This window comes from Streptomyces sp. NPDC060035 (assembly GCF_042736635.1).
Taxonomy (GTDB): Bacteria; Actinomycetota; Actinomycetes; order Streptomycetales; family Streptomycetaceae; genus Streptomyces.
Genome location: NZ_JBHWVO010000042.1, coordinates 28,249 through 51,565 on the forward strand (window position 1 = coordinate 28,249; position 23,317 = coordinate 51,565).

Annotated in this window: 17 protein-coding genes; 4 read left to right on the forward strand and 13 right to left on the reverse strand. The window is 70.5% G+C overall.

The genetic code is table 11. The features are described 5' to 3' along the window. Window positions 1-32 precede the first annotated feature (32 nt). Together aroA and ACFWBQ_RS35850 are read right to left on the reverse strand one after the other, a co-directional pair. On the reverse strand, window positions 33-1,271 hold the full coding sequence (aroA, locus tag ACFWBQ_RS35845) for a 3-phosphoshikimate 1-carboxyvinyltransferase (protein ID WP_385507322.1): 1,239 nt from the start codon (window positions 1,269-1,271) through the stop codon (window positions 33-35). Window positions 1,272-1,349: 78 nt separating this feature from the next. Then, the gene (locus ACFWBQ_RS35850; protein WP_385507324.1) at window positions 1,350-3,296 is read right to left on the reverse strand and encodes an acyl-CoA dehydrogenase family protein; all 1,947 of its coding nucleotides are present in this window, start codon (window positions 3,294-3,296) and stop codon (window positions 1,350-1,352) included. A 534-nt stretch (window positions 3,297-3,830) separates the two neighbouring features. On the opposite strand from ACFWBQ_RS35850, the gene ACFWBQ_RS35855 reads away from it, so the two are divergent. Beyond that, the gene (locus ACFWBQ_RS35855) at window positions 3,831-4,433 is read left to right on the forward strand and encodes a hypothetical protein (protein ID WP_385507327.1); all 603 of its coding nucleotides are present in this window, start codon (window positions 3,831-3,833) and stop codon (window positions 4,431-4,433) included. Window positions 4,434-4,534: 101 nt separating this feature from the next. Here ACFWBQ_RS35855 and ACFWBQ_RS35860 read toward each other — a convergent pair whose 3' ends face one another. The 3 genes from ACFWBQ_RS35860 to ACFWBQ_RS35870 all read right to left on the reverse strand — a co-directional run bounded on the left by ACFWBQ_RS35860 (window position 4,535) and on the right by ACFWBQ_RS35870 (window position 10,275). Beyond that, window positions 4,535-5,980 carry an aldehyde dehydrogenase family protein gene (locus tag ACFWBQ_RS35860; protein ID WP_385507329.1) on the reverse strand — a complete coding sequence of 482 codons (1,446 nt, stop codon included), beginning with the start codon at window positions 5,978-5,980 and terminating at the stop codon, window positions 4,535-4,537. Between the two features lie 241 nt (window positions 5,981-6,221). Beyond that, window positions 6,222-7,811, reverse strand: a complete 1,590-nt coding sequence (locus ACFWBQ_RS35865) for a PucR family transcriptional regulator (RefSeq protein WP_385507331.1) — start codon at window positions 7,809-7,811, stop codon at window positions 6,222-6,224. Between the two features lie 106 nt (window positions 7,812-7,917). Next, window positions 7,918-10,275: an ATP/GTP-binding protein gene (locus ACFWBQ_RS35870; RefSeq protein WP_385507334.1), complete on the reverse strand. Its 2,358-nt coding sequence runs from the start codon at window positions 10,273-10,275 to the stop codon at window positions 7,918-7,920. Window positions 10,276-10,520: 245 nt separating this feature from the next. Here ACFWBQ_RS35870 and gabT point away from each other — a divergent pair, with 245 nt between their 5' ends. Together gabT and ACFWBQ_RS35880 are read left to right on the forward strand one after the other, a co-directional pair. Next, window positions 10,521-11,861 carry a 4-aminobutyrate--2-oxoglutarate transaminase gene (gene gabT, locus ACFWBQ_RS35875; protein WP_385507337.1) on the forward strand — a complete coding sequence of 447 codons (1,341 nt, stop codon included), beginning with the start codon at window positions 10,521-10,523 and terminating at the stop codon, window positions 11,859-11,861. A 149-nt stretch (window positions 11,862-12,010) separates the two neighbouring features. Continuing rightward, complete coding sequence (locus ACFWBQ_RS35880; protein ID WP_385507341.1) at window positions 12,011-12,835, forward strand: phosphatase PAP2 family protein; 825 nt, start codon at window positions 12,011-12,013, stop codon at window positions 12,833-12,835. On the opposite strand, the gene ACFWBQ_RS35885 is transcribed toward ACFWBQ_RS35880, so the two are convergent. From ACFWBQ_RS35885 to ACFWBQ_RS35920, 8 genes are all read right to left on the reverse strand, one after another. Further along, the gene (locus ACFWBQ_RS35885) at window positions 12,786-14,612 is read right to left on the reverse strand and encodes a chitinase (RefSeq protein WP_385507342.1); all 1,827 of its coding nucleotides are present in this window, start codon (window positions 14,610-14,612) and stop codon (window positions 12,786-12,788) included. The genes ACFWBQ_RS35880 and ACFWBQ_RS35885 overlap by 50 nt on opposite strands. An 86-nt stretch (window positions 14,613-14,698) precedes the next feature. After that, window positions 14,699-15,169 carry a hypothetical protein gene (locus tag ACFWBQ_RS35890; RefSeq protein WP_385507345.1) on the reverse strand — a complete coding sequence of 157 codons (471 nt, stop codon included), beginning with the start codon at window positions 15,167-15,169 and terminating at the stop codon, window positions 14,699-14,701. Between the two features lie 173 nt (window positions 15,170-15,342). Next, window positions 15,343-16,758, reverse strand: a complete 1,416-nt coding sequence (locus tag ACFWBQ_RS35895; protein WP_385507346.1) for an NAD(P)/FAD-dependent oxidoreductase — start codon at window positions 16,756-16,758, stop codon at window positions 15,343-15,345. A 21-nt stretch (window positions 16,759-16,779) separates the two neighbouring features. After that, window positions 16,780-17,583, reverse strand: a complete 804-nt coding sequence (locus tag ACFWBQ_RS35900; RefSeq protein WP_385507348.1) for an ABC transporter permease — start codon at window positions 17,581-17,583, stop codon at window positions 16,780-16,782. After that, a complete protein-coding gene (locus ACFWBQ_RS35905; RefSeq protein WP_385507350.1) occupies window positions 17,583-18,506 on the reverse strand; it encodes an ABC transporter permease in 924 nt (307 codons plus the stop codon). Before ACFWBQ_RS35905 ends, ACFWBQ_RS35900 begins: the two co-directional genes overlap by 1 nt. After that, entirely contained in the window at window positions 18,503-19,654 is a 1,152-nt protein-coding gene (locus ACFWBQ_RS35910) for an ABC transporter ATP-binding protein (protein ID WP_385507352.1), read from the reverse strand. Before ACFWBQ_RS35910 ends, ACFWBQ_RS35905 begins: the two co-directional genes overlap by 4 nt. A gap of 51 nt (window positions 19,655-19,705) precedes the next feature. After that, the gene (locus ACFWBQ_RS35915; protein ID WP_385507354.1) at window positions 19,706-20,956 is read right to left on the reverse strand and encodes a spermidine/putrescine ABC transporter substrate-binding protein; all 1,251 of its coding nucleotides are present in this window, start codon (window positions 20,954-20,956) and stop codon (window positions 19,706-19,708) included. A 46-nt stretch (window positions 20,957-21,002) separates the two neighbouring features. Beyond that, the gene (locus ACFWBQ_RS35920; RefSeq protein ID WP_385507357.1) at window positions 21,003-22,517 is read right to left on the reverse strand and encodes a gamma-aminobutyraldehyde dehydrogenase; all 1,515 of its coding nucleotides are present in this window, start codon (window positions 22,515-22,517) and stop codon (window positions 21,003-21,005) included. Between the two features lie 219 nt (window positions 22,518-22,736). On the opposite strand from ACFWBQ_RS35920, the gene ACFWBQ_RS35925 reads away from it, so the two are divergent. After that, the gene (locus ACFWBQ_RS35925; RefSeq protein ID WP_385507361.1) at window positions 22,737-23,279 is read left to right on the forward strand and encodes an NADAR family protein; all 543 of its coding nucleotides are present in this window, start codon (window positions 22,737-22,739) and stop codon (window positions 23,277-23,279) included. Window positions 23,280-23,317: the final 38 nt, after the last annotated feature.

The window sequence follows — 23,317 nt, forward strand, 5'->3', positions numbered from 1 at the left end:
CGCCGCCGCCGTCCGTGTGCGCGGCCTTTCCGTCAGCCGGCGCTCCCGGCCGCGAACTCCGAGAACACCTCGTGGAATTCGGGGAAGGTCTTGCGTACGCAGCCGGGGTCGTCGTAGCTCATCCCGGGCGCGCGCAGCCCCGCGACCGCGAACGACATCACGATGCGGTGGTCGCCGTGGGTGGCGATCTCGGTGGCGCGGGGGGTGCCGGGGTGGATCTCGATCCAGTCGGGCCCGGTGTGCACGGTGATCCCCGTCCGCCGCAGGTTCGCCGCGCAGGCCTCCAGCCGGTCGCACTCCTTCACCCGGGTGTTGGCGACGTCCTCGATCCGTACGGGCGACGAGGCGAACGGCGCGATCGCGGCGAGGGTGGGCATCGTGTCGGAGATGTCGCGCATGTTGACGGTGAGGCCGCGGAGGGCGCCGGTGGACCGGACCGTCGTCGCGTCGGCCGTGGTCCGCACCTCGGCGCCCATGCGGCGCAGGACGTCGGTGAAGCGCAGATCGCCCTGGAGCGCGTTGGTGCCCAGGCCGGGGACCGTGACCTCACGGCCGGTGAGGGCCGCAGCGGCGAAGAAGTAGCTCGCGGTGGAGGCGTCGGGTTCGACGGCGTACGTGGTGGCGCGGTAACCGCCCGGCGGGACGGTGAAGGTGTTCCCCTCCCGGACGACCTCGACGCCGAAGCTGCGCATCATCGAAAGGGTGATCTCGATGTACGGCGCCGACACGAGCTCCGTGACGTCGATCCGGAGCCCTTCGGCGGTGAGAGGCCCGAGCATCAGCAGGGCGGTGAGGTACTGGGACGACTCCCCCGCATCCAGGGTCAGTTGGCCGCCCTTGACCCCCGACGCCTCGATGCGGAGCGGGTGGTGGCCCTCGGCACCCTCGTGGCGCAGGTCGACACCGAGGGCGCGCAGGGCCTCGGTGAGCGGGGCGAGGGGACGCCGGCGCATCTGCGCGGAGGCGTCGAAGCGGTACGTGCCGGTGGCCGCGGCGGCGGCCAGCGTCGGCAGGAAGCGTGCGGTGGTGGCCCCGTCGCGGCAGTGCACCTCGGCGTCGGTGACGGCGGGGCCCGAGGGGCGGCCCTCGATGTGCCAGCGGTCCGGCTCGCGCGTCACCCCGTATCCGAGGCGGGTCAGCCCCTCGGTGAACCCCTCGGTGTCGTCCGAGTGCAGGGGCCGCAGGAGGGTGGTGGTGCCGTCCGCCGCTGCGGCCAGGAACAGGGCGCGGGCGGTGACGGACTTGGAGCCGGGGATGTGGATGACGGTCACGGGCACTCATCCTGCCGTGCGGCGGGCGCACCCGCGGGGCACGTCCAGGCAGTGGACGCGCCCCGCGGGGATGCCGGTTCAGCGGATGGGGCGGTGGACGTTCTCCCCGGTGGCCGGGCCGGGGGTGGCGTCGGCGATCCAGGGACCGTCGCCGCTGGGGTCGATGACACCCTCCTCCAGCCAGGTGTACGTACCGGACAGGACTCCGTCGACCACGCGCCGGTCGATGTCGTCGGTGTTGGACCACAGCCGGGTGAAGAGCTCCTCCACCCGGATGCGGGACTGCCGGCAGAAGACGTCGGCGAGCTGGTACGCCTCGCGGCCGTGGTCACCGTTGACGCGCAGGTGTTCGGCCCGGACGCAGGCGGCGCTCATGGCGAAGAGTTCGGCGCCGATGTCGACGATCCGGCCGAGGAAGCCCTGCTTGGTCTCCATGCGGCCCTGCCAGCGGGACATCGCGTAGAAGGTGGAGCGGGCGAGCTTGCGGGCGGAGCGTTCCACGTACCGGAGGTGGGCGGAGAGGTCCGGGTGCCCCGGAACCCTGAACTCGCTGTACGCGCTGGGCAGCTGCCCGGGGCCGCTGACCAGCTTCGGCAGCCATCGTGCGTAGAAGCCCGCCGCGTTGGCGCCCGCCTTCGCCTTGGCCGAGAGGGGCTTGTCGGGGTCGATGATGTCGCCGGCGACCTTGAGGTGGGCGTCGACGGCCTCGCGGGCGATCAGCAGATGCATGATCTCCGTGGAGCCCTCGAAGATCCGGTTGATCCTCATGTCGCGGAGCATCTGCTCGGCGGGTACGGCGCGTTCGCCGCGGGCGGCGAGCGAGTCGGCGGTCTCGAAGCCGCGCCCGCCGCGGATCTGGACCAGTTCGTCGGAGATCAGCCAGCCCATCTCGGAGCCGTACAGCTTGGCCAGGGCGGCTTCGATCCGGATGTCGTTGCGGTTCTCGTCGGCCATCTGCGAGGAGAGGTCGACGACCGCCTCCAGCGCGAACGTGGTGGCGGCGATGAAGGAGATCTTCGCGCCGACCGCTTCGTGCCGGGCGACCGGCCTGCCCCACTGCTCGCGTACCGCCGACCATTCGCGGGCGATCTTCAGGGACCACTTCCCGACGCCCACGCACATGGCGGGCAGCGAGAGGCGTCCGGTGTTGAGCGTGGTCAGGGCGATCTTGAGACCTGCGCCCTCGGGTCCGATCCGGTTGCCGGCGGGCACCCGGACCCCGTGGAAGCGGGTCACCCCGTTCTCGATGCCGCGCAGCCCCATGAAGGCGTTGCGGTGCTCCACCGTGATGCCCGGGGAGTCCGCCTCGACGACGAAGGCCGTGATGCCACCCTTGTGGCCCTCGGACTGCGGGACACGGGCCATCACGACGAGCAGATCTGCGACGACGCCGTTGGTCGTCCAGAGCTTCACGCCGTCCAGGACGTAGTCCTCGCCGTCGGGGACGGCCGAGGTGGCCAGCCTCGCCGGGTCGGATCCCACGTCGGGTTCGGTGAGGAGGAAGGCGGAGATGTCCGTACGGGCGAGGCGGGGCAGGAAGGTGTCCTTCTGCTCCTGGGTGCCGAACATCTTCAGTGGCTGCGGTACGCCGATGGACTGGTGGGCGGAGAGCAGCGCGCCGAGCGAGGGGCTGGCGGAACCGACCAGGGCCAGCGCCTTGTTGTAGTAGACCTGGGTCAGTCCCAGGCCTCCGTACTTGGTCTCGATCTTCATGCCGAGGGCGCCGAGTTCCTTGAGGCCGTTGACGACCTCGTCGGGAATCTTTGCCTCGCGCTCGATGAGCGCCCCGTCGATGCGGGTCTCGCAGAATTCGCGCAGTCGGGCGAGGTAGGCCTCGCCGCGCCGTACGTCGTCGGCGGGTGGCACGGGGTGGGGGTGGATCAGGTCGAGCCGGAAGCGTCCGAGGAAGAGTTCCTTGGCGAAACTGGGCTTGCGCCAGTCCTGTTCGCGGGCGGCCTCGGCCACCTGCCGTGCTTCGCGTTCGGTGACTTTGGGGGCCTGGGGAATGTCGGATGGGGCGGACATGAGGAGCTCACCTCGCCGCGAGTCGGGTCGATGGTCGGGACGTACGCAAACCGATCGGTGCTACTCGTCCGTATGTACCCGATCCACGCCGCCCCCACCACCCCTGCTGCGGACTCCCTGCGGGGTACCGGACCGGCCGGAGCCCCCGCACAATGAGCCCCTTCCACCACCCTGACCTGCAGTTTCCCTCCAATCTGCGAGGGCTCTCCGCACTTCGGACCGTATCGCCCCGATCCGGCCCGTTCCGAACCCCTTCAGCCCGCCGCGGTGTTCGCACGGGAACACCCGCCGGGACCGGTCGCAGCGGCCCCGGTGCCTGGGCCGTCGGGCCCGGTCACGCCCCTGTGCCTACGGGTGCGGGAGCGGGGGGGCTCACCGCACGCCTCCCCGGGACGGCCGCGTACGCGGGATCTCAAAGTCGGCCGGAACGACTCCGCTGCATGGGCGACCCCAGCTGGAGGGTGTCCCGTGGCTCGTGCAGGGTCCGCCGGATCCTGGTCGCCGGGGCGGATCGGGCCTGGCAGGGTGTCCGTCATGAGCTCCGAGCCCGCGCACGCCGAACCGGTCCGCCACCACGACGACGGTTCGTGGCTCCCCCAGTTCACCGGCCGGGTGCTCGTGGTCTGCCCGAGGTGCGGTGGCCGCGCGCTCGTCGTACCTCGGCCCGGCCTCGCGGCGCCGAAGTACTCCAGCGCCCTGCTCTTCCAGCCCCGCCGCCTCACCTGCGCCGGCTGCGGCGCGGTCGCCGACTGGACGGCCGAGGAGCGGGGCGCCGGTCTGGTCGGCGCGGTGCCCGGCGGTAGCGAGGACCCCTTCTTCCGGCGGCCGCTCTGGCTTCAGACCCGCTGTGCGGGACGGATCCTGTGGGCCTACGACGAGGAGCACGTCGATGCCCTCGCCGCCTACGTGGGCGCCCGGCTGCGCGAGCGTCACGCCTCCCCGACGAGAGGGATGTTCGCCCGGCTGCCGGCCTGGATGAAGTCCGCGGACCGCCGTGACGAGGTGCTGGCCGGCCTGGCGACCCTCCGGACCCTCGCCCGGCTCTCGGCCCCCGCCGACCGATCCGACGCGGCCCACGCACGCGGCGACCGCCCGCGCCACCACGGCAGCATGCTTTTCCGCGGCGGCCCGTACTGATCGCGTTCCTTCCGGGCAGCCTTCGCAGATCCGGGCGGGGGAAAAGAACCAGCCGGAGCCCCGCACAGCGGGCTCCGGCCGGTTTTTGACTTACGCGTGGGCTACAGGGCGAGGCCCGTGAGGACCAGCACCCGCTCGTAGGTGTAGTCGTCCATCGCGTAGCGCACACCCTCGCGGCCGACGCCGGACTGCTTGGCGCCGCCGTACGGCATCTGGTCGGCGCGGTAGGAGGGGACGTCACCGATGATCACGCCGCCCACCTCCAGAGCGCGGTGGGCGCGGAACGCGGTCTGCAGGTCGTGCGTGAAGACGCCTGCCTGCAGACCGTACTTGGAGGCGTTGACGGCGGCGAAGGCTTCGACCTCGCCATCGGTCCGCTGCACGGACAGGACCGGGCCGAAGACCTCTTCACAGGCGATCTTCGAGGTGCCGGGCAGGTCGGTGAGGACCGTCGGGGCGTAGGTGGCCCCGTCGCGCTTGCCGCCGGTGAGCAGTGCCGCTCCTGCTGCGACGGCCTCGTCGACCCAGGACTCGACGCGGCGGGCGGCGTCCTCGTTGACCAGCGGGCCGACGTCCGTGGCCGCGTCGGAGGGGTCACCGGTCACGAGGGCCTCGACGGCCGCGACGATCTTCGGGACGAGGCGGTCGTACACCGAGGAGTCGGCGATGACGCGCTGCACCGAGATGCAGGACTGGCCGCCCTGGTAGTTGGAGAAGGTCGCGATACGGGTCGCGGCCCAGTCCAGGTCCTCCTCGGAGGCGTAGTCGCCGAGGACGACGGCCGCGCCGTTGCCGCCGAGTTCCAGGGTGCAGTGCTTGCGCGGCACCGACTCCATGATCGAGTAACCGACCGGGCCGGAGCCGGTGAAGGAGATCACGGGCAGCCGCTCGTCCTTGACCAGGGCGGGCATCCTGTCGTTCGGCACGGTCAGGACGGACCAGGAGCCGGCCGGGAGATCCGTCTCCGCCAGCAGCTCGCCCAGGATCAGGGACGAGATGGGGGTCGCCGGCGCCGGCTTGAGGATGATCGGCGCACCGACGGCGATGGCCGGGGCGACCTTGTGGGCGCTCAGGTTGAGCGGGAAGTTGAAGGGCGCGATACCGAGGACGGGTCCGCGCGGGAAGCGCCGGGTCAGTGCGAGGCGGCCGGTCCCGCCGGCGTCCGTGTCCAGCCGCTGGGCGTCGCCGCCGTTGAAGCGGCGGGCCTCCTCGGCGGCGAACCGGAACACGGAGACGGCACGGCCGACCTCACCGCGGGCCCACTTGATGGGCTTGCCGTTCTCGCCGGAGATCAGCTGGGCGATCTCCTCGGTGCGCTCCGTCAGACGCCGCACGACATGGTCGAGGGCGGCGGCCCGCACATGCGCCGGGGTGGCGGCGAACTCGTCACGCACGGCGTGCGCGGCGGCGACGGCCTCCTCGACCTGGGCGTCGGTCGGCACGCTGACCGTGCCGACGAGACGACCGTCCCAGGGGTTGGTGACGTCGAAGCTGTCCTCGCCGGTGGCCTGGCGGCCGGCCAGCCAGAAGGCGTGGGTGGAAGTCATGGCGGTTCCGGCCCTTCGGGGGTGTGAACGGGGGGTCGCGGGCACCGCGGAGGCACCCTCCTGGCCCCACCGTAGGTCGGCCGGGCGCGGATGACGTTTGTCCGGCGTGGAGCGGACGGGAGGGGCGATGCGCCGGTTTGTCGGAGGAGGGCCCGGCGCTCTGCCCTCAGTCGTCCCCGGGCGGAACCGCGATACGGCCGCCCTCCCCCGGAGGACACGTCACTTCCTGCGGTCCCGCTCGCTACGGGGTCCCCGATGACGCGGCCGTCGTCTTCAGGGCCAGCCACAGCTCCATACGGACGTCCGGATCATCCAGGGAGCGGCCCAGGATCTCCTCCACCCGGCGCATCCGGTACCGCAGGGTGTGGCGGTGAACGCCCAGGTCCGCGGCTGCGGCGTCCCACTGGCCGTGCCGGGAGAGCCAGGCCTGCAGCGAGGCGACCAGATCACCCCGGCCCTTCGCGTCGTGTTCGTACAAGGGGCGCAGCATTCCGTCGGCGAAGGCCCGTACCGCATCGTCCGCCAGGAGCGGCAGGACCGACCCCGCCGCGAGCTCCTCGTGCTCGACCAGGGCCCTGCCCCGGCGGCGGGCGACCGAGAGCGCCTGTTCGGCCTGCTTGTACGCGGCGGCCACGGCGATGGGGCCACAGGGGGCGGACAGGCCGACCACGACGTCGCCCTCCTCCTTCCCCGGCTCGTGTGCCGGACGCTCGTCCTGCGTCCGGGCATGCGCGGCGCACGCGGCGACCGCGGCGCCGCCGTCCGCGGCCAGCACCACGACTCGTTCGCCCTCGGGGACCATCAGCAGCGTCTCGCCGGACCGGGCCGCCGCGGCCTCCATCGTCTCGGCGAGGAGCTCGGTGGCGACGGGCGCGGAGGGGGACGACGGGGTGAACGCCTCCGCGATGAGCAGCCGGAAGGGGGCGTCGAGCAGGCCCCCGTACAGATCCCCGGCAACCGCCCGGGCGTGGTCGGGCTGCCCCGCCAGCAGCATGCGCAGGACCGCCGCGCCGAGGCGCTGCTCCGCGCCCTGGAGCGAGCGGGAGCGGGCCGTGGTGAGCGTCAGCAGGGCGACGGCCGAGTGCACGGCGTACCGCTCGGCCGTGCCGAGCGCCGCCCCCGTGCCGACGGCCAGCGCACCGCGGGTGCGGCGGCCGGTGCCCAGGGACTGGAGCTCGACCCGGTCGTCGGTGTCGCCGACGACGGCGCTGGCCGGAGCGGGGCGGTCCCGGAGGCGCTCGACGTCGGGGGTGAGCCTCGCGGCGCGGCGGGCCGCCCAGTCGGGCGCCGCGGCGACGACCGCGCCGGAGGTGTCGTACAGCGCGGCCCAGCCGTCGACGTACGCGGCGAGGCGGCTCAGGAGTTCGCCCGGGCCGTCCCCGGCGAGTGCGGCCCGGGTCAGCTCCCGCTGGGCCTCGAAACCGGCGGTGACGGCCCTGTACTGGTCGGCGGCGATCGCCGCGGAAACGGCCTTGCTGATGGCGAGGAACGGGGTGCGGCGGGGCACCTCCAGGAGCGGCAGCCCCGCTTCGTCGGCGGCTGCGACGAGGGCCTCGGGAATGTCCTCGTAGGTGACGCCGACGGCGAAGCCGATGCCGGCGACTCCGGCGCCGGCCAGCCGCTGTACGTACCTGCGCATCGCCTCGGGGTCCTCGGCGTCGAGGTTGGTGGCGGTGACGAGCAGGAGCTCGCCGCCGTCCATGTACGGGACGGGGTCGGCGAGCTCACTGGCGTGCGCCCAGCGCACCTGCGTGTCGAGCCGGTCCGCCCCCGCACGGACAGTGAGCTTGAGCGCGGAGTGCTGGACGAGCGAGGCGAGAGTGGGGGGCATGGGACCGCCGGACCTCTGGGAGTCGATTGCGCCGTCCCGTACAGACGGCCGACTTCGATTCTGCCAGGGCGGCAGGTTTCCCGTAACCGCTCGCCGGTCGGCGCTCTCAGCGTCCGAGCTCGACCAGCAGCGGCGGTGCATGTTCGCCGTCCACCGTCGTCAGCGACAGCACGGCGTGTCCGGTGGGCAGCGAGTACGCCAGCTCGGAAGCCGACCAGCGCTCCCGTTCGACCCGCCGTACGGTCACGGCGTCCCTGGTCACGGCCTTGCCGGTGACCAGCTTGCGCAAGCCGTGCAGCGCGCGGGTGAACGGCTGGTCGGCGAAGACCGCGTGCTGGGCGACCTCACGGGTCTCCACCCACTCCTTGCCCCAGACCTCCGCGAAGCGCTTGCCGTCCCAGGTGCTGACTCCGGAGAAGGCCATGCAGCAGCCGACCGCGCCGAGCAGCGCGGTGTGCAGCCCTTCGGGTACGTCGTCGACGGTACGCAGGGTGAGGACGGCCCCCGCGTTGACCGACCGCAGCCGGCGGACGCCCCGGACGGTCTCGGTGGTGACGGTGTGCGTGGCATCGTCCAGTACCAGGCAGACGAAGAGCGAGTGGTCCGTGCGGGCAGCGGCGATCGCGTTGAACTGGGCGAGGACGAGCCGGGCGAGCAGCCGCGAGGCCTCGGCATGCGCGCGCTCGGGCAGATCGATCCTCACCCGTAGCGGAAGGTGCTCCAGGGACCGCAGTGAGAAGGGGCGGGCGCCGTCCCCGGTGGCGAAGAACGAGGCGAACGCGGGCCGGTCGAGCAACGCGATCCGGTCGGCGAGCACCGGCGCCGGGTCTCCGGGTCCGCCCTTCTGCCGCGCGCGGGTCTCGAGTTCGCGCAGCATCGCGTGGTGGCCGCCGGCCCCCAGCGCCTCGCGCAGCGTGCCGATCGCGGACAGGTCCCCGTCGAGGAGCTCCCGGAGTGCGGGCACCCCGGGGAAATGTCCGTGGACGGCGCGGTAGGGGCCGAGCAGCTGGGCGAGCACGGTGGCGGCGCGCCTGCTGTCCACGTTGGTGACATCGCCGACGAGCCCCTGGGCGAGCACACCCGCGGCCTCGTCGGGGTCGGTCGTGCCGCCGTACAGATCGAAGTCGTGCACCGAAGCGGGGTCGCCGATCCGCACCACGACGTCATACGCCTCGTCGGGGCCCAGCTGTCCCCCGGCCGCGCCGACAGCGAGCACGGCCGCCCGTCCGGCAAGCGCCTGAAGGGCGAGCGACTCGACGACCGGCCGCACCAGACGGGCGGACTTCCCGGCCCCCGGCGGTCCGACCGCGAGGAGCGAGGTGCCGAGCAGCGCGGGTTCCAGGGCGACGCCCGAGCCGCGGCGTGCGTACGGATTGTGCGGGTCCTCGGCGCAGCTGCCGATACGGACCTGGCCGGTGAGCAGATCGTGGCGTGCGGTGCGCTGCGGCAGGTCGCGGGCGCCGGACGGGTGAAGCGCCGCGGCGCCGCCGGCGCGCAGTACGGCTTCGGTGAGCGCGGTGACACGGTCGGCGTGCGCCCGGCCCACGGTCCAGGCGTGACGCAGACGCGCAACGTCGACGTCGTTCATCCGGCCGGTGCGTACTTCGGCGGCGAGGATCTCGGCGGCGTCCGTCTGCCCTGCCGCACGCAGCTCCGGCCACTGCTCGAAAGTGGGGACGTCCGGGGGTGCGGCAGGTGCCCGGGCAGCAGCGGGAGCGCCGGAGAGGCCCCGGAGGCGACCGGCGACCAGCTCGCGCCAGCGTCCGAGGCGGGCGAACGGCCAGAGCACCCCGAGGGTGATGAGGGTGTAGATCACGTTCACGACGGCCTGGCTCTGGAAGATCTCACCGCCCGCGATCGAGGCGACGAGGACGAGCACCGGCCTGACGACGGGCACGGCGTCCTTCCACACCAGGAGCTGCGCGACCGCTGCTGCGGCGGCCGTCACCAGCGCGAGGAAGGGCTGCCCGCGCCCGGCGACATGGCGCCGGAAGATCTCGGACCAGTTCCCCAGACGCCCGCACCCGTAGACGAGCAGGCCGAAGAGGACGGCCTCGTAGACCGTGAGGGCATCGGCACCCTCGACCGTCCTGGGTCCGCCGAACATTCCGGCGTACCACCAGTCGCGCGGGGTGAACAGCTTCAGCGGGACCAGCCGGTAGGGGATGTAGCCGTTGCGCCACAGGGACCACAGGAGCAGCCCGCACAGCACCGAGATCAGCACTCCGACCGCCAGTGAGCGGTCGGAGACCCCTTCCGGCCTCTCGGGCGGGCGCGGCGTGTGTCCGTACCGCCAGACGCCCGGTTCCCGTACGGGGCGCGGAGTGCGCAGCCATTCCTCCAGCGGAGGGCCGACGGCCGGGGCGTGCGCGGGGGGCGGTGGAGCGGACGGTGGTGGTCCCGCCGGGCGGGGCACCCGCTCCGCGCTTGTGCCCCGTTTGCCGTACGTGCCTTCGGTGTCCATGAACCGCTGCCCCCTGACCAGCCAGGTCCCGCCTTCTGCACCGGTCAATCTAGTGCCAGGGCACGGGGAGTTCAGCAATCCGGCCGGATGGGGCAGGTCGCGGCCGCACAGCATTCAGGTCCGGGCACCTGTCCGCCACGGACAAGGACACGCCCCCACTGCTCCCGATCGGAGCATGCCTGACGCCCGCCCCCACCCCTAGCCTGCAGAAAGAGAAGCGTCCGAAACACCCCCAGGAGCCCCGCATGTCCGACATTCCGCAGGAGCGCCGCGTCCTCACTGCCATTCCCGGCCCGAAGTCGGTCGAGCTGCAGGCTCGCCGCCTCGCGGCGGTCGCCGCGGGCGTGGGCTCCACGCTGCCGGTGTTCACCGCCAGGGCGGGCGGCGGGATCATCGAGGACGTGGACGGCAACCGGCTGATCGACTTCGGCTCGGGTATCGCCGTGACGTCGGTGGGCGCATCGGCCGAGGCGGTCGTACGCCGCGCCTCCGCGCAGCTCGCCGACTTCACCCACACCTGTTTCATGGTCACGCCGTACGAGGGGTACGTCGAGGTCTGCGAGCAGCTCGCCGAGCTGACGCCGGGCGACCACGCGAAGAAGTCGGCGCTGTTCAACTCGGGCGCCGAGGCCGTCGAGAACGCCGTGAAGATCGCCCGCGCCTACACCAAGCGCACCGCGGTCGTCGTCTTCGACCACGGCTACCACGGCCGGACGAACCTCACGATGGCGCTGACGGCGAAGAACATGCCGTACAAGCAGGGCTTCGGTCCGTTCGCCCCCGAGGTCTACCGCGTCCCGGTCGCGTACGGCTACCGCTGGCCGACCGGCGCCGAGAACGCCGGTGCCGAGGCGTCCGCCCAGGCCATCGACGAGATCACCAAGCAGATCGGCGCGGACAACGTCGCGGCCATCATCATCGAGCCGGTCCTCGGCGAGGGCGGTTTCATCGAGCCGGCCAAGGGCTTCCTCCCGGCGATCGCGCAGTTCGCGAAGGACAACGGCATCGTCTTCGTCGCGGACGAGATCCAGTCCGGCTTCTGCCGCACCGGCCAGTGGTTCGCCTGTGAGGACGAGGGCATCGTCCCGGACCTGATCACCACGGCCAAGGGCATCGCGGGCGGCCTCCCGCTCTCCGCGGTGACCGGTCGCGCCGAGATCATGGACGCCGCGCACGCCGGCGGTCTCGGTGGCACGTACGGCGGCAATCCGGTGGCCTGCGCGGGTGCGCTCGGTGCCATCGAGACGATGCGTGAGCTGGACCTGAACGGGAAGGCCAAGCGCATCGAGGAGGTCATGAAGGGCCGTCTGGCCGAGCTGCAGTCGAAGCTCCCGAACGGCGACATCATCGGTGACATCCGCGGCCGCGGCGCGATGATCGCCATCGAGCTCGTGAAGTCCGGCACGAAGGACCCCGACGCGGCCGCCGCGGCCGCGCTGGCCAAGGCCTGCCACGCCGAGGGCCTGCTGGTGCTGACCTGCGGCACGTACGGCAACGTCCTGCGCTTCCTGCCGCCGCTCGTCATCGGAGAGGACCTGCTGAACGAGGGCCTGGACATCCTCGAGCAGGCATTCGCCCGGCTCTGATCCGTGCGAGTCCGCCGGCCGCCGCGAGGCGATTTCGGCGGGGATGACCGCGGCCCTGGTGTGGGCCTGTGAAGAAGGTGTGCGGGGGCGATGGCGGGATACCGTTGCCGCTATCGGTCCCCCCTTCCTCTGACGTACGGTTTCCGCAGATGAGAGAAACACCCCGCCCGCAGGGGACTGCGGGCGATGCCGGGCCGGGGCTCCCCCAGTGCCGTCCCGGTAGTGCCCTGGCGCACACCACTGGAGCTTCTGGCTCCGGAACTCCTCGATCGGATGGCCGCTCGCCCCACACCCCCCGGGGCGCGCGGCAAACCGATCCGACCGGCCACCCCGGAACAATCCCCCCTGTTCCCCGGTGGCCGGTTCTTCTCGTTTCGCAGGTATCGGCGCTGATGGCGCTCTTCGCACTGGTCACCTGGCAGGTCGTGGCCGACGGCCCCCTGCTCGGACCCGACGAGCGGGCCGGTCTGGCCCTGGCGGGGCGGGGACCCGCCCGGCTCGCCGACTTCTTCGCCGATCTGGGCAACATGCAGGTCGCCGTGCCGGTGCTGGCGTGTGCGGTCGTCTTCGCCTGGTTCCGCCGCGCCCGCCGCGCCCGCCGTGCCGCGCTGTGCGCCGTGGCGGTCATGGCGGCGGTACCCGCACTGGTCGTCCCCCTCAAGCTGTGGACCGACCGCCAGGGGCCGCTGACCGAGGCCACCGGCTACTACCCCTCGGGCCATACGGCCACAGCGGCGGTGGCGTACGGGGCCGCGGCCCTGCTGCTGGCGCCGTACGTGCGGCGCTCATGGATGATGCTCGTCGCCGCCGTCCTGATGACGGCGGCGACGAGCATCGGTCTGGTGCTGCGCGGCTACCACTGGCCCCTGGACGTGCTCGCCAGCTGGTGCCTGAGCGCGGTACTGCTGCTGGTCCTGCGGGAGGTCAGCTGCCGAAGTAGGCGTCGAAGTTCTTCGAGAACTCCCAGTTGTTGAAGCGGTCCCAGTTGATGGACCACGTCATCAGCCCGCGCAGCCCGGACCAGGTGCCGTGCGTCTGGTAGGAGCCGCAGTCGGTCTTCTTCGTCAGGCAGTTCAGCGCCTTGGTGACCTCGGCGGGCGAGGTGTGGCCGTTGCCCGCCTGGGTGGACGCCGGGAGTCCGAAGGCGACCTGCTCGGGGCGCAGGGCCGGGAAGACCTTGGTCTGGTCGCCCGCGACCGGGAAGCCGGTGAGCAGCATGTCGGTCATGGCGATGTGGAAGTCGGCGCCGCCCATCGAGTGGTACTGGTTGTCCAGGCCCATGATGGAGCCCGAGTTGTAGTCCTGGACGTGCAGCAGGGTGAGGTCGTCACGCAGGGCGTGGATGACCGGGAGATAGGCCCCGGCGCGCGGGTCCTGGCCGCCCCAGGGGCCGGAACCGTAGTACTGGTAGCCGAGCTGTACGAAGAAGGTCTCGGGCGCCATGGTGAGGACGAAGTCGTCGCCGTACTTGGCCTTGAGGGACTTGACCGCGGAGATCAGGTTGACGATGACGGGGCTCGTCGGGCTGCGGAAGTCGGTGTCACCGGTGTTCAGCGAGAGCGAGTGGCCCTCGAAGTCGATGTCCAGGCCGTCGAGCCCATAGGTGTCGATGATCTTGGACACGGAGGAGACGAAGGTGTCGCGCGCGGCCGTGGAGGCGAGCTGGACCTGGCCGTTCTGGCCGCCGATGGAGATCAGCACCTTCTTGCCGACGGCCTGCTTGGCCTTGATGGCCGCCTTGAACTCCTCCTCGGACTCCACCCCCGGGCACTCCGCGGCCGGGCAGAGCGAGAAGCGGATGTCGCCGGAGGTGACGGACGTCGGCTCACCGAAGGCGAGGTTGATGACGTCCCACGAGTCGGGCACATCGGCCATCCGCGTGTAGCCGGAGCCGTTGGCGAAACTGGAGTGCAGATAGCCGACGAGGGCATGGGCGGGGAGGTCCCCGTTCCCGCCTCCCCCGCCGCCCGCGGTCGTGGTGGCGCTCACGGCGGCGGACTTCGCGGACTCGCCCGCGGCGTTGACCGCGGTGACCTGGAAGCTGTACGCGGTCGACGCGGCCAGCCCCGTCACGGTCGCCGAGGTGCCGGAGGCGGTGAGGACCTTCGTCCCGCCCCGGTAGACGTTGTAGCCCGTGGCTCCGGCGGAAGCCGTCCAGGACAGCGGAACGGCGGAGGCGGTGGCCGTACCGGCGCTCAGCCCGGTGGGTGCGGCGGGCACGACGACGGGGGCGCCGCCGGGGCCGACGAGGGTGAGGTCGTCGGCGTAGTAGGCCGGGGTGCCGTACCAGCCGTGGGTGTACACGCCGACCGAGGTGGTCGCGGCGCCGGTCCTGAACGTGGTGGTGAGCTTCGTGTACGCGCCGGCGGACTGGGTCCAGGTGGAGACGTCGGTGGTCCCGGTGCCGGTCGCGCCGAGGTAGACGTAGCTGCCCTGCACCCACGCACTCAGCGTGTACGTGGAGTCGGGCTTCACCGTCACGGTCTGGGAGCACTTGGCGTTGTCGTTACCGGCCGGTGTCGCCTTCAGCGCGGAAGTGCCTCCGTGTACGGGCGTGCTGACGACGGCTCCGCTGCCGCCCGTACAGCTCCAGCCGTCCAGGCCCGCCTCGAAGCCGCCGTTGCGCGCCAGATCGGCGTCGGCCGCCCCGGCAGCCGGCGCCGAGGCGACCAGACCGCCGGCGGCGAGCAGGGCGGCCGAGAAGGCGGCCAGAAGTCCGGAGAATCGGGCGGGTGGTCCGGTGCGTTCCACAACAGCCTCCGTGCAGGGGGGAATTGAGTGGGGCCGCGCACAACATGGTCCAGACCAATCCAGTTGTCAAGACCTCTGGTGGCACATCACCCCTCGTCGCCGCCTCCCCCATGGGCGCTTCGGGCCGCTGCGGCCTCGTGCATCGCAAGCTCCAGGACGGTCGCGTCGGTGAGCGTCCCCGACCCGTCCGGCTGGATGAGCCACCGCACCCCGCCCACCGTGCGGCCCGGGTAGGGAATGACGATCCAGGCACCCTGACCCACCCCGCGGACACCGGTTCCGAGCCAGCGCGCGACCGTTCCCGGCGGCACGAAGAACCCCATGCGGGAGTCGCCGAAACCGGCAAGAACCGGCCCCGGCCGGTCGATGAGCCGGGTGAGCACATCGAGCGTCGGGTAGCCCAGCTCCCCCGGAAGAATCAGTACGTCCCAGCGCTTCCCGGCGGGAAGGAGCGCGATCCCCTGCGGATTGCGCTCCCACTCCCACCGGCAGGCGTCCGGATCCGGTGCCGCCGATGCGAGCCATTCGACCGCGGCATGCGCCCCCGTGCCGGTCATGGACTGCCTCCTCTGCCGTGGCACCGGCAGGGTTCTGCCGGTGCGTTCACGCAGGAGAGAGCCGTCCGCCCGGATCATGACGCGGGTTCAGCCACCCGTCGACTGTGATCTGAGTCACGCCGGGTCGCCCGCACCCGCCTCCTGAAGCCGTTGCAGCCGCAGTCGTCGAAGCCTCAGCTGTCGAAGCCGAGCCCCAGCCGGTCCATGGCCCGCAGCCACAGGTTGCGGTGTCCACCGCGGCTGTCCGCGCGGGCGAGTGACCGCTTGGTGAGCTCGATCCCTGCCCAGGCGAACGGCTCCGGCGGGAACGGCATCGGCTTGGATCGGACCATGCCGAGGGCGGTGCGCCCCGTTTCCTCGCCGGCCAGCAGATCCAGCATCACGTCCGCGCCGAAACGCGTGGCTCCGACGCCCAGTCCGGTGAATCCGGCCGCATAGGCGACCCGTCCGCGATGGGCCGTTCCGAAGAATGCGGAGAATCGCGAACAGGTGTCGATCGCGCCGCCCCAGGCATGACTGAAACGCACATCGGAAAGCTGTGGAAAACACTCGAAGAACTGCCCTGCGAGCTTGAGGAAGGTCTCCGGACGCTGGTCGAGATCAGAATTCAGTCGGCCACCGTAGGGATAGATCGCATCGTAGCCGCCCCACAGGATGCGATTGTCCGCAGAGAGCCGGAAGTAGTGGAACTGATTCGCGCTGTCCCCCAGTCCCTGCCGGTTCTGCCAGCCGATCGAGGCGAGCTGGCCGGAGTTGAGCGGTTCGGTCATCAGCGCGTAGTCGTACACCGGGACCGTGTACGGCCGCACGCGTCTGACCAGCGACGGGAAGATGTTCGTGCCGAGAGCGACCGTGCGGGCGAAGACCCTGCCGTACGGGGTGCGCACCGCCATGCCGGCTCCCTGCGCGGCGAGCTCGAGGGCCCGGGTGTGCTCGAAGATCCGTACACCCAGACCGAGGCAGGCCCGCTTCAGACCCCAGACGAGCTTCGCCGGGTGCAGCAGGGCGACCCCGCGCCGATCCCACAGACCACCCAGGAAAGTCGGTGAATCGACATGGGTCCGCACCTGGTCGCGGTCCAGGAATTCCACTCCGGTGAAGCCGAGCTCCTCGGTCCTGCGGTGCCATTGCCGTAGCTCTTCGAGCTGGTGGGGCTGGGTGGCCACATCGATCTCACCGGTGCGCTCGAAGTCGCAGTCGATGGCGTAACGGGCGACGGCCGCCTCGATGGCGTCGAGATTCTGCCCGCCCAGCTCCTCCAGCTTCCCGATCTCGTCGGGCCAGCGCTCCAGTCCGTTGGCCAGGCCGTGGGTCAGCGAGGCCGCGCAGAATCCGCCGTTGCGGCCCGAGGCGGCCCAGCCCGACTCGTAGCCCTCGATGAGGACGACGTCGCGCCCGGGATCCCTTTCCTTGGCGAGCAGCGCGGTCCACAGTCCGCTGTAGCCGCCGCCTACGACGAGGAGATCGCAGTGCTCGTCCCCGGTGAGCGCGGGAAGCGCATCAGGCTTTCCCGGGTCGTCGAGCCAGTAGGAGAGGGGGGTCGCATCGGAAAGCGAATGTGCAGCAGTACGCATGGCGTCCGGGGCCATGGTTTCCAACTCCTTCAGGTGTTACTTTCCCGCATTGCTCTTCCGTCGGTTCGCAATGAGCTGTCCGACAAGTACCACCGTCACGGCAATCACGAACATGGCCGTACCGATGACGTTGATCTGCACGGGTGTACCGCGCTGCGCCGATCCCCAGACGAACATGGGGAAGGTCACCGTGGATCCCGCGTTGAAATTGGTGATGATGAAATCGTCGAAGGAGAGCGCGAAGGCGAGCAGCGCGCCCGCCGCTATTCCGGGGGCGGCGATCGGCAGGGTCACCCGGACGAAGGTCTGCACGGGGCCCGCGTAGAGGTCGCGTGCGGCTTCCTCGAGCCTCGGGTCCATCGACATCACGCGCGCCTTGACCGCCGTCACCACGAAGCTGAGGCAGAACATGATGTGCGCGATCAGCACGGTCCAGAAGCCGAGCTCGGCGCCCATGTTGAGGAAGAGCGTGAGCAGCGAGGCGGCCATGACGACCTCGGGCATCGCCATCGGCAGGAAGATCAGCGAGTTGATCGCGCCGCGCGCCCGGAAGCGGTAGCGGACCAGCGCGAAGGCGATCATCGTGCCCAGCACGGTCGCGCCGACGGTCGCCCAGACGGCGATCCTGAGCGAGAGCGAGAGCGAGCCGCACAGGTCGGCGACGCCGCAGGGGTCCTTCCAGGCGTCCAGCGAGAACCGTTGCCAGGCGTAGTTGAAGCGGCCGTTCGGCTTGTTGAAGGAGAACACCATCACGACGATGTTCGGAAGGATCATGTACGCGAGGGTCAGCAGACCCGCGATCACGACCAGGTTCCGGCGAAGCCGGCGGAGTACGGACATCAGACCAGGTCCTCCGTCCCGGAGCGGCGGATGTAGACGGTGACCACGAGCAGGACGACCGCCATGAGGATGAAGGAGAGAGCGGCAGCCGTCGGATAGTCCAGGACTCTCAGGAACTGGGTCTGGATGACGCTGCCGACCATCTTGGTGTCCGTGGAGCCCAGCAGCTCCGCGTTGACGTAGTCGCCGCTGGCGGGGATGAAGGTCAGCAGGGTTCCGGAGACCACCCCGGGCATGGACAGCGGGAACGTCACCTTGCGGAAGGTGGTGGCGGGGGTTGCGTACAGGTCGCCGGCCGCCTCGTGCAGCCTGCCGTCGATCCGCTCCAGCGACGTGTAGAGCGGCAGGATCATGAAGGGCAGGAAGTTGTACGTCAGACCGCAGACGACGGCCATCGGGGTGGCCAGGACACGGTTGTTCTCCGTCCAGCCGAGCCAGCTGGTGACGTCCAGGACGTGCAGGGTGTCCAGGACGTCGACGACCGCGCCGCCGTCCGCGAGGATCGTCTTCCAGGCGAGCGTACGGATCAGGAAGCTGGTGAAGAACGGCGCGATGACCAGCACGAGCACGAGGTTGCGCCAGCGACCGGCTTTGAAGGCGATCAGATACGCGAGCGGATAGCCGAGCAGCAGGCACAGGATCGTGGCGGTACCGGCGTAGAGCAGGGACCGGATGAACTGCGGGTAGTAGTCGGCGAAGGCGTCCCAGTACGTACCGAAGTGCCAGGTGACCTGGAAGCCCTTCTCCAGGGATCCGGTCTGTACGGAGGTCGACGCCTGGTAGACCATCGGCAGCGCGAAGAAGACGAGCAGCCACAGGATGCCGGGGAGCAGCAGCCAGTACGGGACGAGCCGCTTGCGGGTGGAGGGCTTGCGGATCTCGGGTTCGGTGGGTGGCGCCGGCGGCGCGTCGGTGACGCTCACGCCGCGTCCTCCACGCTCTCCACGCCTGCGTCCATGTCCTGTGTGGCATCCAGGCCGAAGGCGTGTGCGGGATTCCAGTGCAGGACGACCTCGGCGCCCGGGACGAGGCCCGCGCGGTGGTCGACGTTCTGCTCGTACACGTGCAGTGCCTTGCCGGCCGGGCTCTCGACGACGTACTGCGTGGAGACACCGATGAAGCTGGAGTCGACGATCCGTCCGGTGACCCGGTTGCGGCCGTCGGCTATCGCGTCCGCCTCTTCGGCGGGGACGAGGGAGATCTTTTCGGGGCGGATGCCGAGGAGCAGCCTGCCGCCGCTCGCCGTGGGGGCGGAACACCGGCCGCCGGGCAGCCGGAGCTTCCCGCCGCCGGCCGAGACGACGATGTCCGTGCCCGCGGAGAGGATCTCGGCCTCGATGAGGTTGGAGGTCCCGAGGAAGTTCGCCACGAAGGTGGTCTGCGGGTTCTCGTACAGCTCGGCGGGGGCACCGAGCTGCTCGACCCGGCCGCCGTTCATCACCGCGACGGTGTCGGCCATGGTCATGGCCTCCTCCTGATCGTGGGTGACATGGATGAACGTGATGCCGACCTCGGTCTGGATCCGCTTGAGTTCGAGCTGCATCTGGCGGCGCAGCTTGAGGTCGAGCGCACCCAGCGGCTCGTCGAGCAGCAGCACCTGGGGGTGGTTGATGAGTGCGCGGGCCACGGCGACGCGCTGCTGCTGGCCACCGGAGAGCTGGTGCGGTTTGCGGCGGGCGAAGTCACCCAGCTGGACGAGGTCCAGCATCTCCCCCACCTGTTTCTTCACGGACTTGATGCCGCGGCGGCGCAGGCCGAAGGCGATGTTCTCGGTGACGTCGAGGTGCGGGAAGAGCGCGTAGCTCTGGAAGACGGTGTTGACGGGCCGTTTGTACGGCGGCAGGCCCGTGATGTCCCTGCCGCCGAGCGAGACCGTGCCGGTGGTGGCCTCCTCCAGGCCCGCGATCATCCGCAGGGTGGTGGTCTTGCCGCAGCCGGACGCGCCGAGCAGGGCGAAGAAGGAGCCCTCGGGAACGGTCAGATCGAGTGGCTGTACGGCGGTGAAGGAGCCGAATGTCTTGCTGATCCCGGTGAGACGGACGTCGCCGCCCGCTGTCTGCTGCTGTGTCATGGGTCGCAGTCCCAGTGGTGTCGGGGGAGATCGGGAAGGGGAACGGGCCGGTCAGGCGCCGATGAGCTTGGCGAACTTCTCCTCGTACGCCGTCTCTTCCTCGGAGCTGAGCGAACGGAAGGCACGCGACTTCGCGGCCATCTCCTTGTCCGGGAGGATCAGGGTGTTCGAGGCCATCGACGCGTCGATCTTCGCGAGCTCCGCGGCGACCCCGTCGACCGGGCAGACGTAGTTGATGTACGCGGCGAGCTGGGCGGCGACCGGGGGCTCGTAGTAGTAGTCGATGAGCTTCTCGGCGTTGGTCTTGTGCCTGGCCTTGGCCGGGACCAGCAGGTTGTCGCTGGAGGTGATGTATCCGGCGGCGGGTATCGCGAACTTGATGTCGGGGTTGTCGGCCTGCAGCTGGATGATGTCGCCGGCCCAGGCGACACAGGCGGCGAGGTCGCCCTTGCTGAGGTCCGCGGTGTAGTCGTTGCCGGTGAAGCGGCGTATCTGCTTCTTGTCGACGCCCTTCTGGAGCCGGCCTATCGCGGCGTCGAAGTCGGCGTCGGTGAACGTCCCGGGGTCCTTGCCCATGTCGAGCAGGGTCATGCCTACGGAGTCGCGCATCTCGGAGAGGAAGGCGACCTTGCCCTTGAGCTTCGGGTCGTCGAGCAACTGGGTGACGGAGTCGACCTTGCGGCCGCCGGTCGCCTTCACGTTGTACGCGATGACGGTGGGGATGCCGGTCCAGGGATAGGAGTAGGCGCGTCCCGGGTCCCAGTCAGGACTGCGGAACTGGGCCGAGAGGTTGGCGAACGCGTGCGGCAGGTTCGCCGGGTCGAGCTTCTGCGCCCAGCCGAGCCGGATGATGCGGGCGGCCAGCCAGTCGGTGACGACGACGAGGTCACGCCCGGTGTCCTGGCCCGCCGCCAGCTGCGGCTTGATCTTTCCGAAGAACTCGACGTTGTCGTTGATGTCCTCGGTGTACTTGACCTTGATCCCGGTGCGCTTGGTGAACGCTTCCAGCGTCGGGCGGCTCTTCTCGTCCTCGCTGACGTCCATGTACTCGGTCCAGTTGGAGAAGTTGATCTGTTTCTCCCTGGCCGAGTGGTCGTCCGAGGCCGCCGCCGCGTCCCCTTCCCGCTTCGCGGGCGGGATACCGCACGCGCCGAGCGTGCCGATGCCGCCGAGCGCGAGGGCGCCGGCGCCGGAGGCGCGCAGCAGCGAACGGCGGGTGAGGGCGCCCCTGCCTGTGGTCAGGCTGCGCCTCATTGCGGCCAGCTGGGCCGCGGAGAGGTGCTCGGGCTCGTACTGCTCCATACGCGTTGCCCTTCCGGGTGGGTGGGCCGCCGGGCGGCGGCCGCTGCTATCGGTCCCCGAAGACGGTGCGGTGCCAGTCCTTCCTGGCTACCGCGGTGTTGTCGTACATGACGTGCTTGACCTGCGTGTACTCATCGAAGGAGTACGACGACATGTCCTTGCCGAAGCCGCTGGCCTTGTATCCGCCGTGCGGCATCTCGCTGATGATCGGGATGTGGTCGTTGATCCACACGCAGCCCGCCCCGATCTCACGGGTGGCGCGGTTCGCCCGGTACAGGTCGCGGGTCCATGCGGAGGCGGCGAGTCCGTACGGGGTGTCGTCGGCGAGGCGGATTCCCTCGTCGTCGGTGTCGAAGGGCAGCACGACCAGGACCGGACCAAAGATCTCCGCGTTCACGATCTCGCTGTCCTGAGCGGCGCCCGTGATCAGTGTCGGCCGGTAGTAGGCGCCGCCCGCGAGGTCTCCCCCGGGGGCTTCGCCGCCGGTGACGACGGTGGCGTACGCCCGGGCGCGCTCCACGAACCCGGCGACCCGGTCGCGCTGTGCGTGGCTGATGAGCGGGCCGAGGTCGGTCGACGGGTCGAAGGGGTCGCCGAGCCGCACGCTCTCCATCAGCGCTGCGACACCGGCCACGAATGCGTCGTACAGCGGGCGCTGGACATAGGCGCGGGTGGCGGCCGTGCAGTCCTGGCCCGTGTTGATGAGGGATCCGGCGACCGCTCCGTTGACCGCGGCGTCGAGGTCGGCATCGTCGAACACCAGGAACGGCGCCTTGCCGCCGAGCTCCAGGTGGAGGCGCGTGACGGTGGAGGCCGCGATCTCGGCAACCCGCTTACCGACGGCCGTGGAACCGGTGAACGAGGTCATGACGACGTCGGGGTGGCCGACGAGGTGCTCACCTGCGACTTTTCCGGCGCCGGAGACGATGTTGATCACGCCGTCCGGGATACCTGCCTCGGTGGCTGCCTGGGCGAACATCAAAGAGGTCAGCGGCGTGATCTCGGCCGGCTTCAGCACGATGGTGTTGCCCGCGGCGACGGCCGGGAGGATCTTCCAGGCCGCCATCTGGAGCGGGTAGTTCCAGGGTGCGATGGAGCCGACGACCCCGATTGCCTCGCGGCGTACGAAGGAGGTGTGGTCGCCGCTGTACTCGCCGGCCGACTTTCCTTCCAGGGTGCGGGCAGCGCCTGCGAAGAACGAGGTGTTGTCGACGGTTCCGGGCACGTCGAACTCGGTGGAGAGCTTGACGGGCTTGCCGCACTGCAGGGACTCGGCGTACGCGAAGTCACCGGCCTGCGCGTCGAGTACGGCGGCGAAGCGGTGCAGCAGTCCGGACCGTTCGCCGGGGGTGGCGCCCGACCACGCGGGGAACGCCCCGCGGGCGGCGGCGACGGCTGCGTCGACATCATCCGCACCGGCCAGCTCGTAGCGGTAGACCGTCTCACCCGTCGCTGGGTCCACCACCTCCTGGTGGCGCCCCGATGTACCGGACCGCAGTCTCCCGCCGATGTACTGCGCACCGTCCGCGAAGCGGTCCTGCACCTGGAAGCCGTTGCCCATGACGCTCTCCTGTGCTGTCCCCGTGATCCGGGGGCGGCGTAGCTTCTTCTCGAATTGAGTGCCGATCCTGGCAGAGCAGACCTCCACCAACAAGTGATTCCGTTGTTTCCTTTTGGTTACGCGACGGAATCTGTCGACCATGTGTCGCGCGGGTACGGAAATCCCCATACGGACTGTCAGTGGCGGATGCCAGACTCGGCTGCCATGGGACAGGAACACATGGACGGCCTCCTGGCGCGTGCGGCACGCGGGGAGCACGTGAAGTACCTGCCGTTCTGGGGACATCGTCCCCGCGCGGACGGCCGTCTCGGCGAGAGCTGCCTCAGCCAGTGGTGGCCCGCGCCGTTCACGGTCGATTCGGTGACCTACGCGTCGGCGGAGCACTGGATGATGGCCGGCAAGGCACGGCTCTTCGGTGACGAGGAGGCGGAGCACGGGGCCGTGGCGGCGAGCAGCCCGGCAGCGGCGAAGAAGGTGGGCCGGCTGGTCCGGGGATTCGACGACGGCTTGTGGGGGCGGGAGCGGTTCGCACTGGTGGTGGCGGGCAGCGTCCACAAGTTCGGCCAGGACCCGGCCCTGCGGGCGTTCCTGCTGGGCACCGGGGAACGCGTGCTGGTCGAGGCCAGCCCGATGGACCGGATCTGGGGCATCGGGCTCGCCAAGGACGATCCGAGGACCGCGGACCCGGCCGCATGGCGGGGGCTGAATCTCCTGGGCTTCGCGCTCATGGAGGCGCGGGGGCCGCGGCGCCCCCCCAATTAATTTGAAAAAGTAAAGTAGACATGGGGGGGGTAGGGGGA

Excerpts from the sequence above, each read along its gene's own strand:
- ACFWBQ_RS35855 (WP_385507327.1), top strand. The coding sequence starts at position 3,831 with ATGAGCTCCGAGCCCGCGCACGCCGAACCGGTCCGCCACCACGACGAC.
- ACFWBQ_RS35850 (WP_385507324.1), bottom strand. The coding sequence starts at position 3,296 with ATGTCCGCCCCATCCGACATTCCCCAGGCCCCCAAAGTCACCGAACGC.
- ACFWBQ_RS35915 (WP_385507354.1), bottom strand. The coding sequence starts at position 20,956 with ATGGAGCAGTACGAGCCCGAGCACCTCTCCGCGGCCCAGCTGGCCGCA.
- ACFWBQ_RS35880 (WP_385507341.1), top strand. The coding sequence starts at position 12,011 with ATGAGAGAAACACCCCGCCCGCAGGGGACTGCGGGCGATGCCGGGCCG.
- ACFWBQ_RS35890 (WP_385507345.1), bottom strand. The coding sequence starts at position 15,169 with ATGACCGGCACGGGGGCGCATGCCGCGGTCGAATGGCTCGCATCGGCG.
- ACFWBQ_RS35920 (WP_385507357.1), bottom strand. The coding sequence starts at position 22,517 with ATGGGCAACGGCTTCCAGGTGCAGGACCGCTTCGCGGACGGTGCGCAG.
- ACFWBQ_RS35870 (WP_385507334.1), bottom strand. The coding sequence starts at position 10,275 with ATGGACACCGAAGGCACGTACGGCAAACGGGGCACAAGCGCGGAGCGG.
- ACFWBQ_RS35925 (WP_385507361.1), top strand. The coding sequence starts at position 22,737 with ATGGACGGCCTCCTGGCGCGTGCGGCACGCGGGGAGCACGTGAAGTAC.
- ACFWBQ_RS35900 (WP_385507348.1), bottom strand. The coding sequence starts at position 17,583 with ATGTCCGTACTCCGCCGGCTTCGCCGGAACCTGGTCGTGATCGCGGGT.
- ACFWBQ_RS35860 (WP_385507329.1), bottom strand. The coding sequence starts at position 5,980 with ATGACTTCCACCCACGCCTTCTGGCTGGCCGGCCGCCAGGCCACCGGC.
- ACFWBQ_RS35910 (WP_385507352.1), bottom strand. The coding sequence starts at position 19,654 with ATGACACAGCAGCAGACAGCGGGCGGCGACGTCCGTCTCACCGGGATC.
- ACFWBQ_RS35895 (WP_385507346.1), bottom strand. The coding sequence starts at position 16,758 with ATGGCCCCGGACGCCATGCGTACTGCTGCACATTCGCTTTCCGATGCG.
- gabT (WP_385507337.1), top strand. The coding sequence starts at position 10,521 with ATGTCCGACATTCCGCAGGAGCGCCGCGTCCTCACTGCCATTCCCGGC.
- ACFWBQ_RS35865 (WP_385507331.1), bottom strand. The coding sequence starts at position 7,811 with ATGCCCCCCACTCTCGCCTCGCTCGTCCAGCACTCCGCGCTCAAGCTC.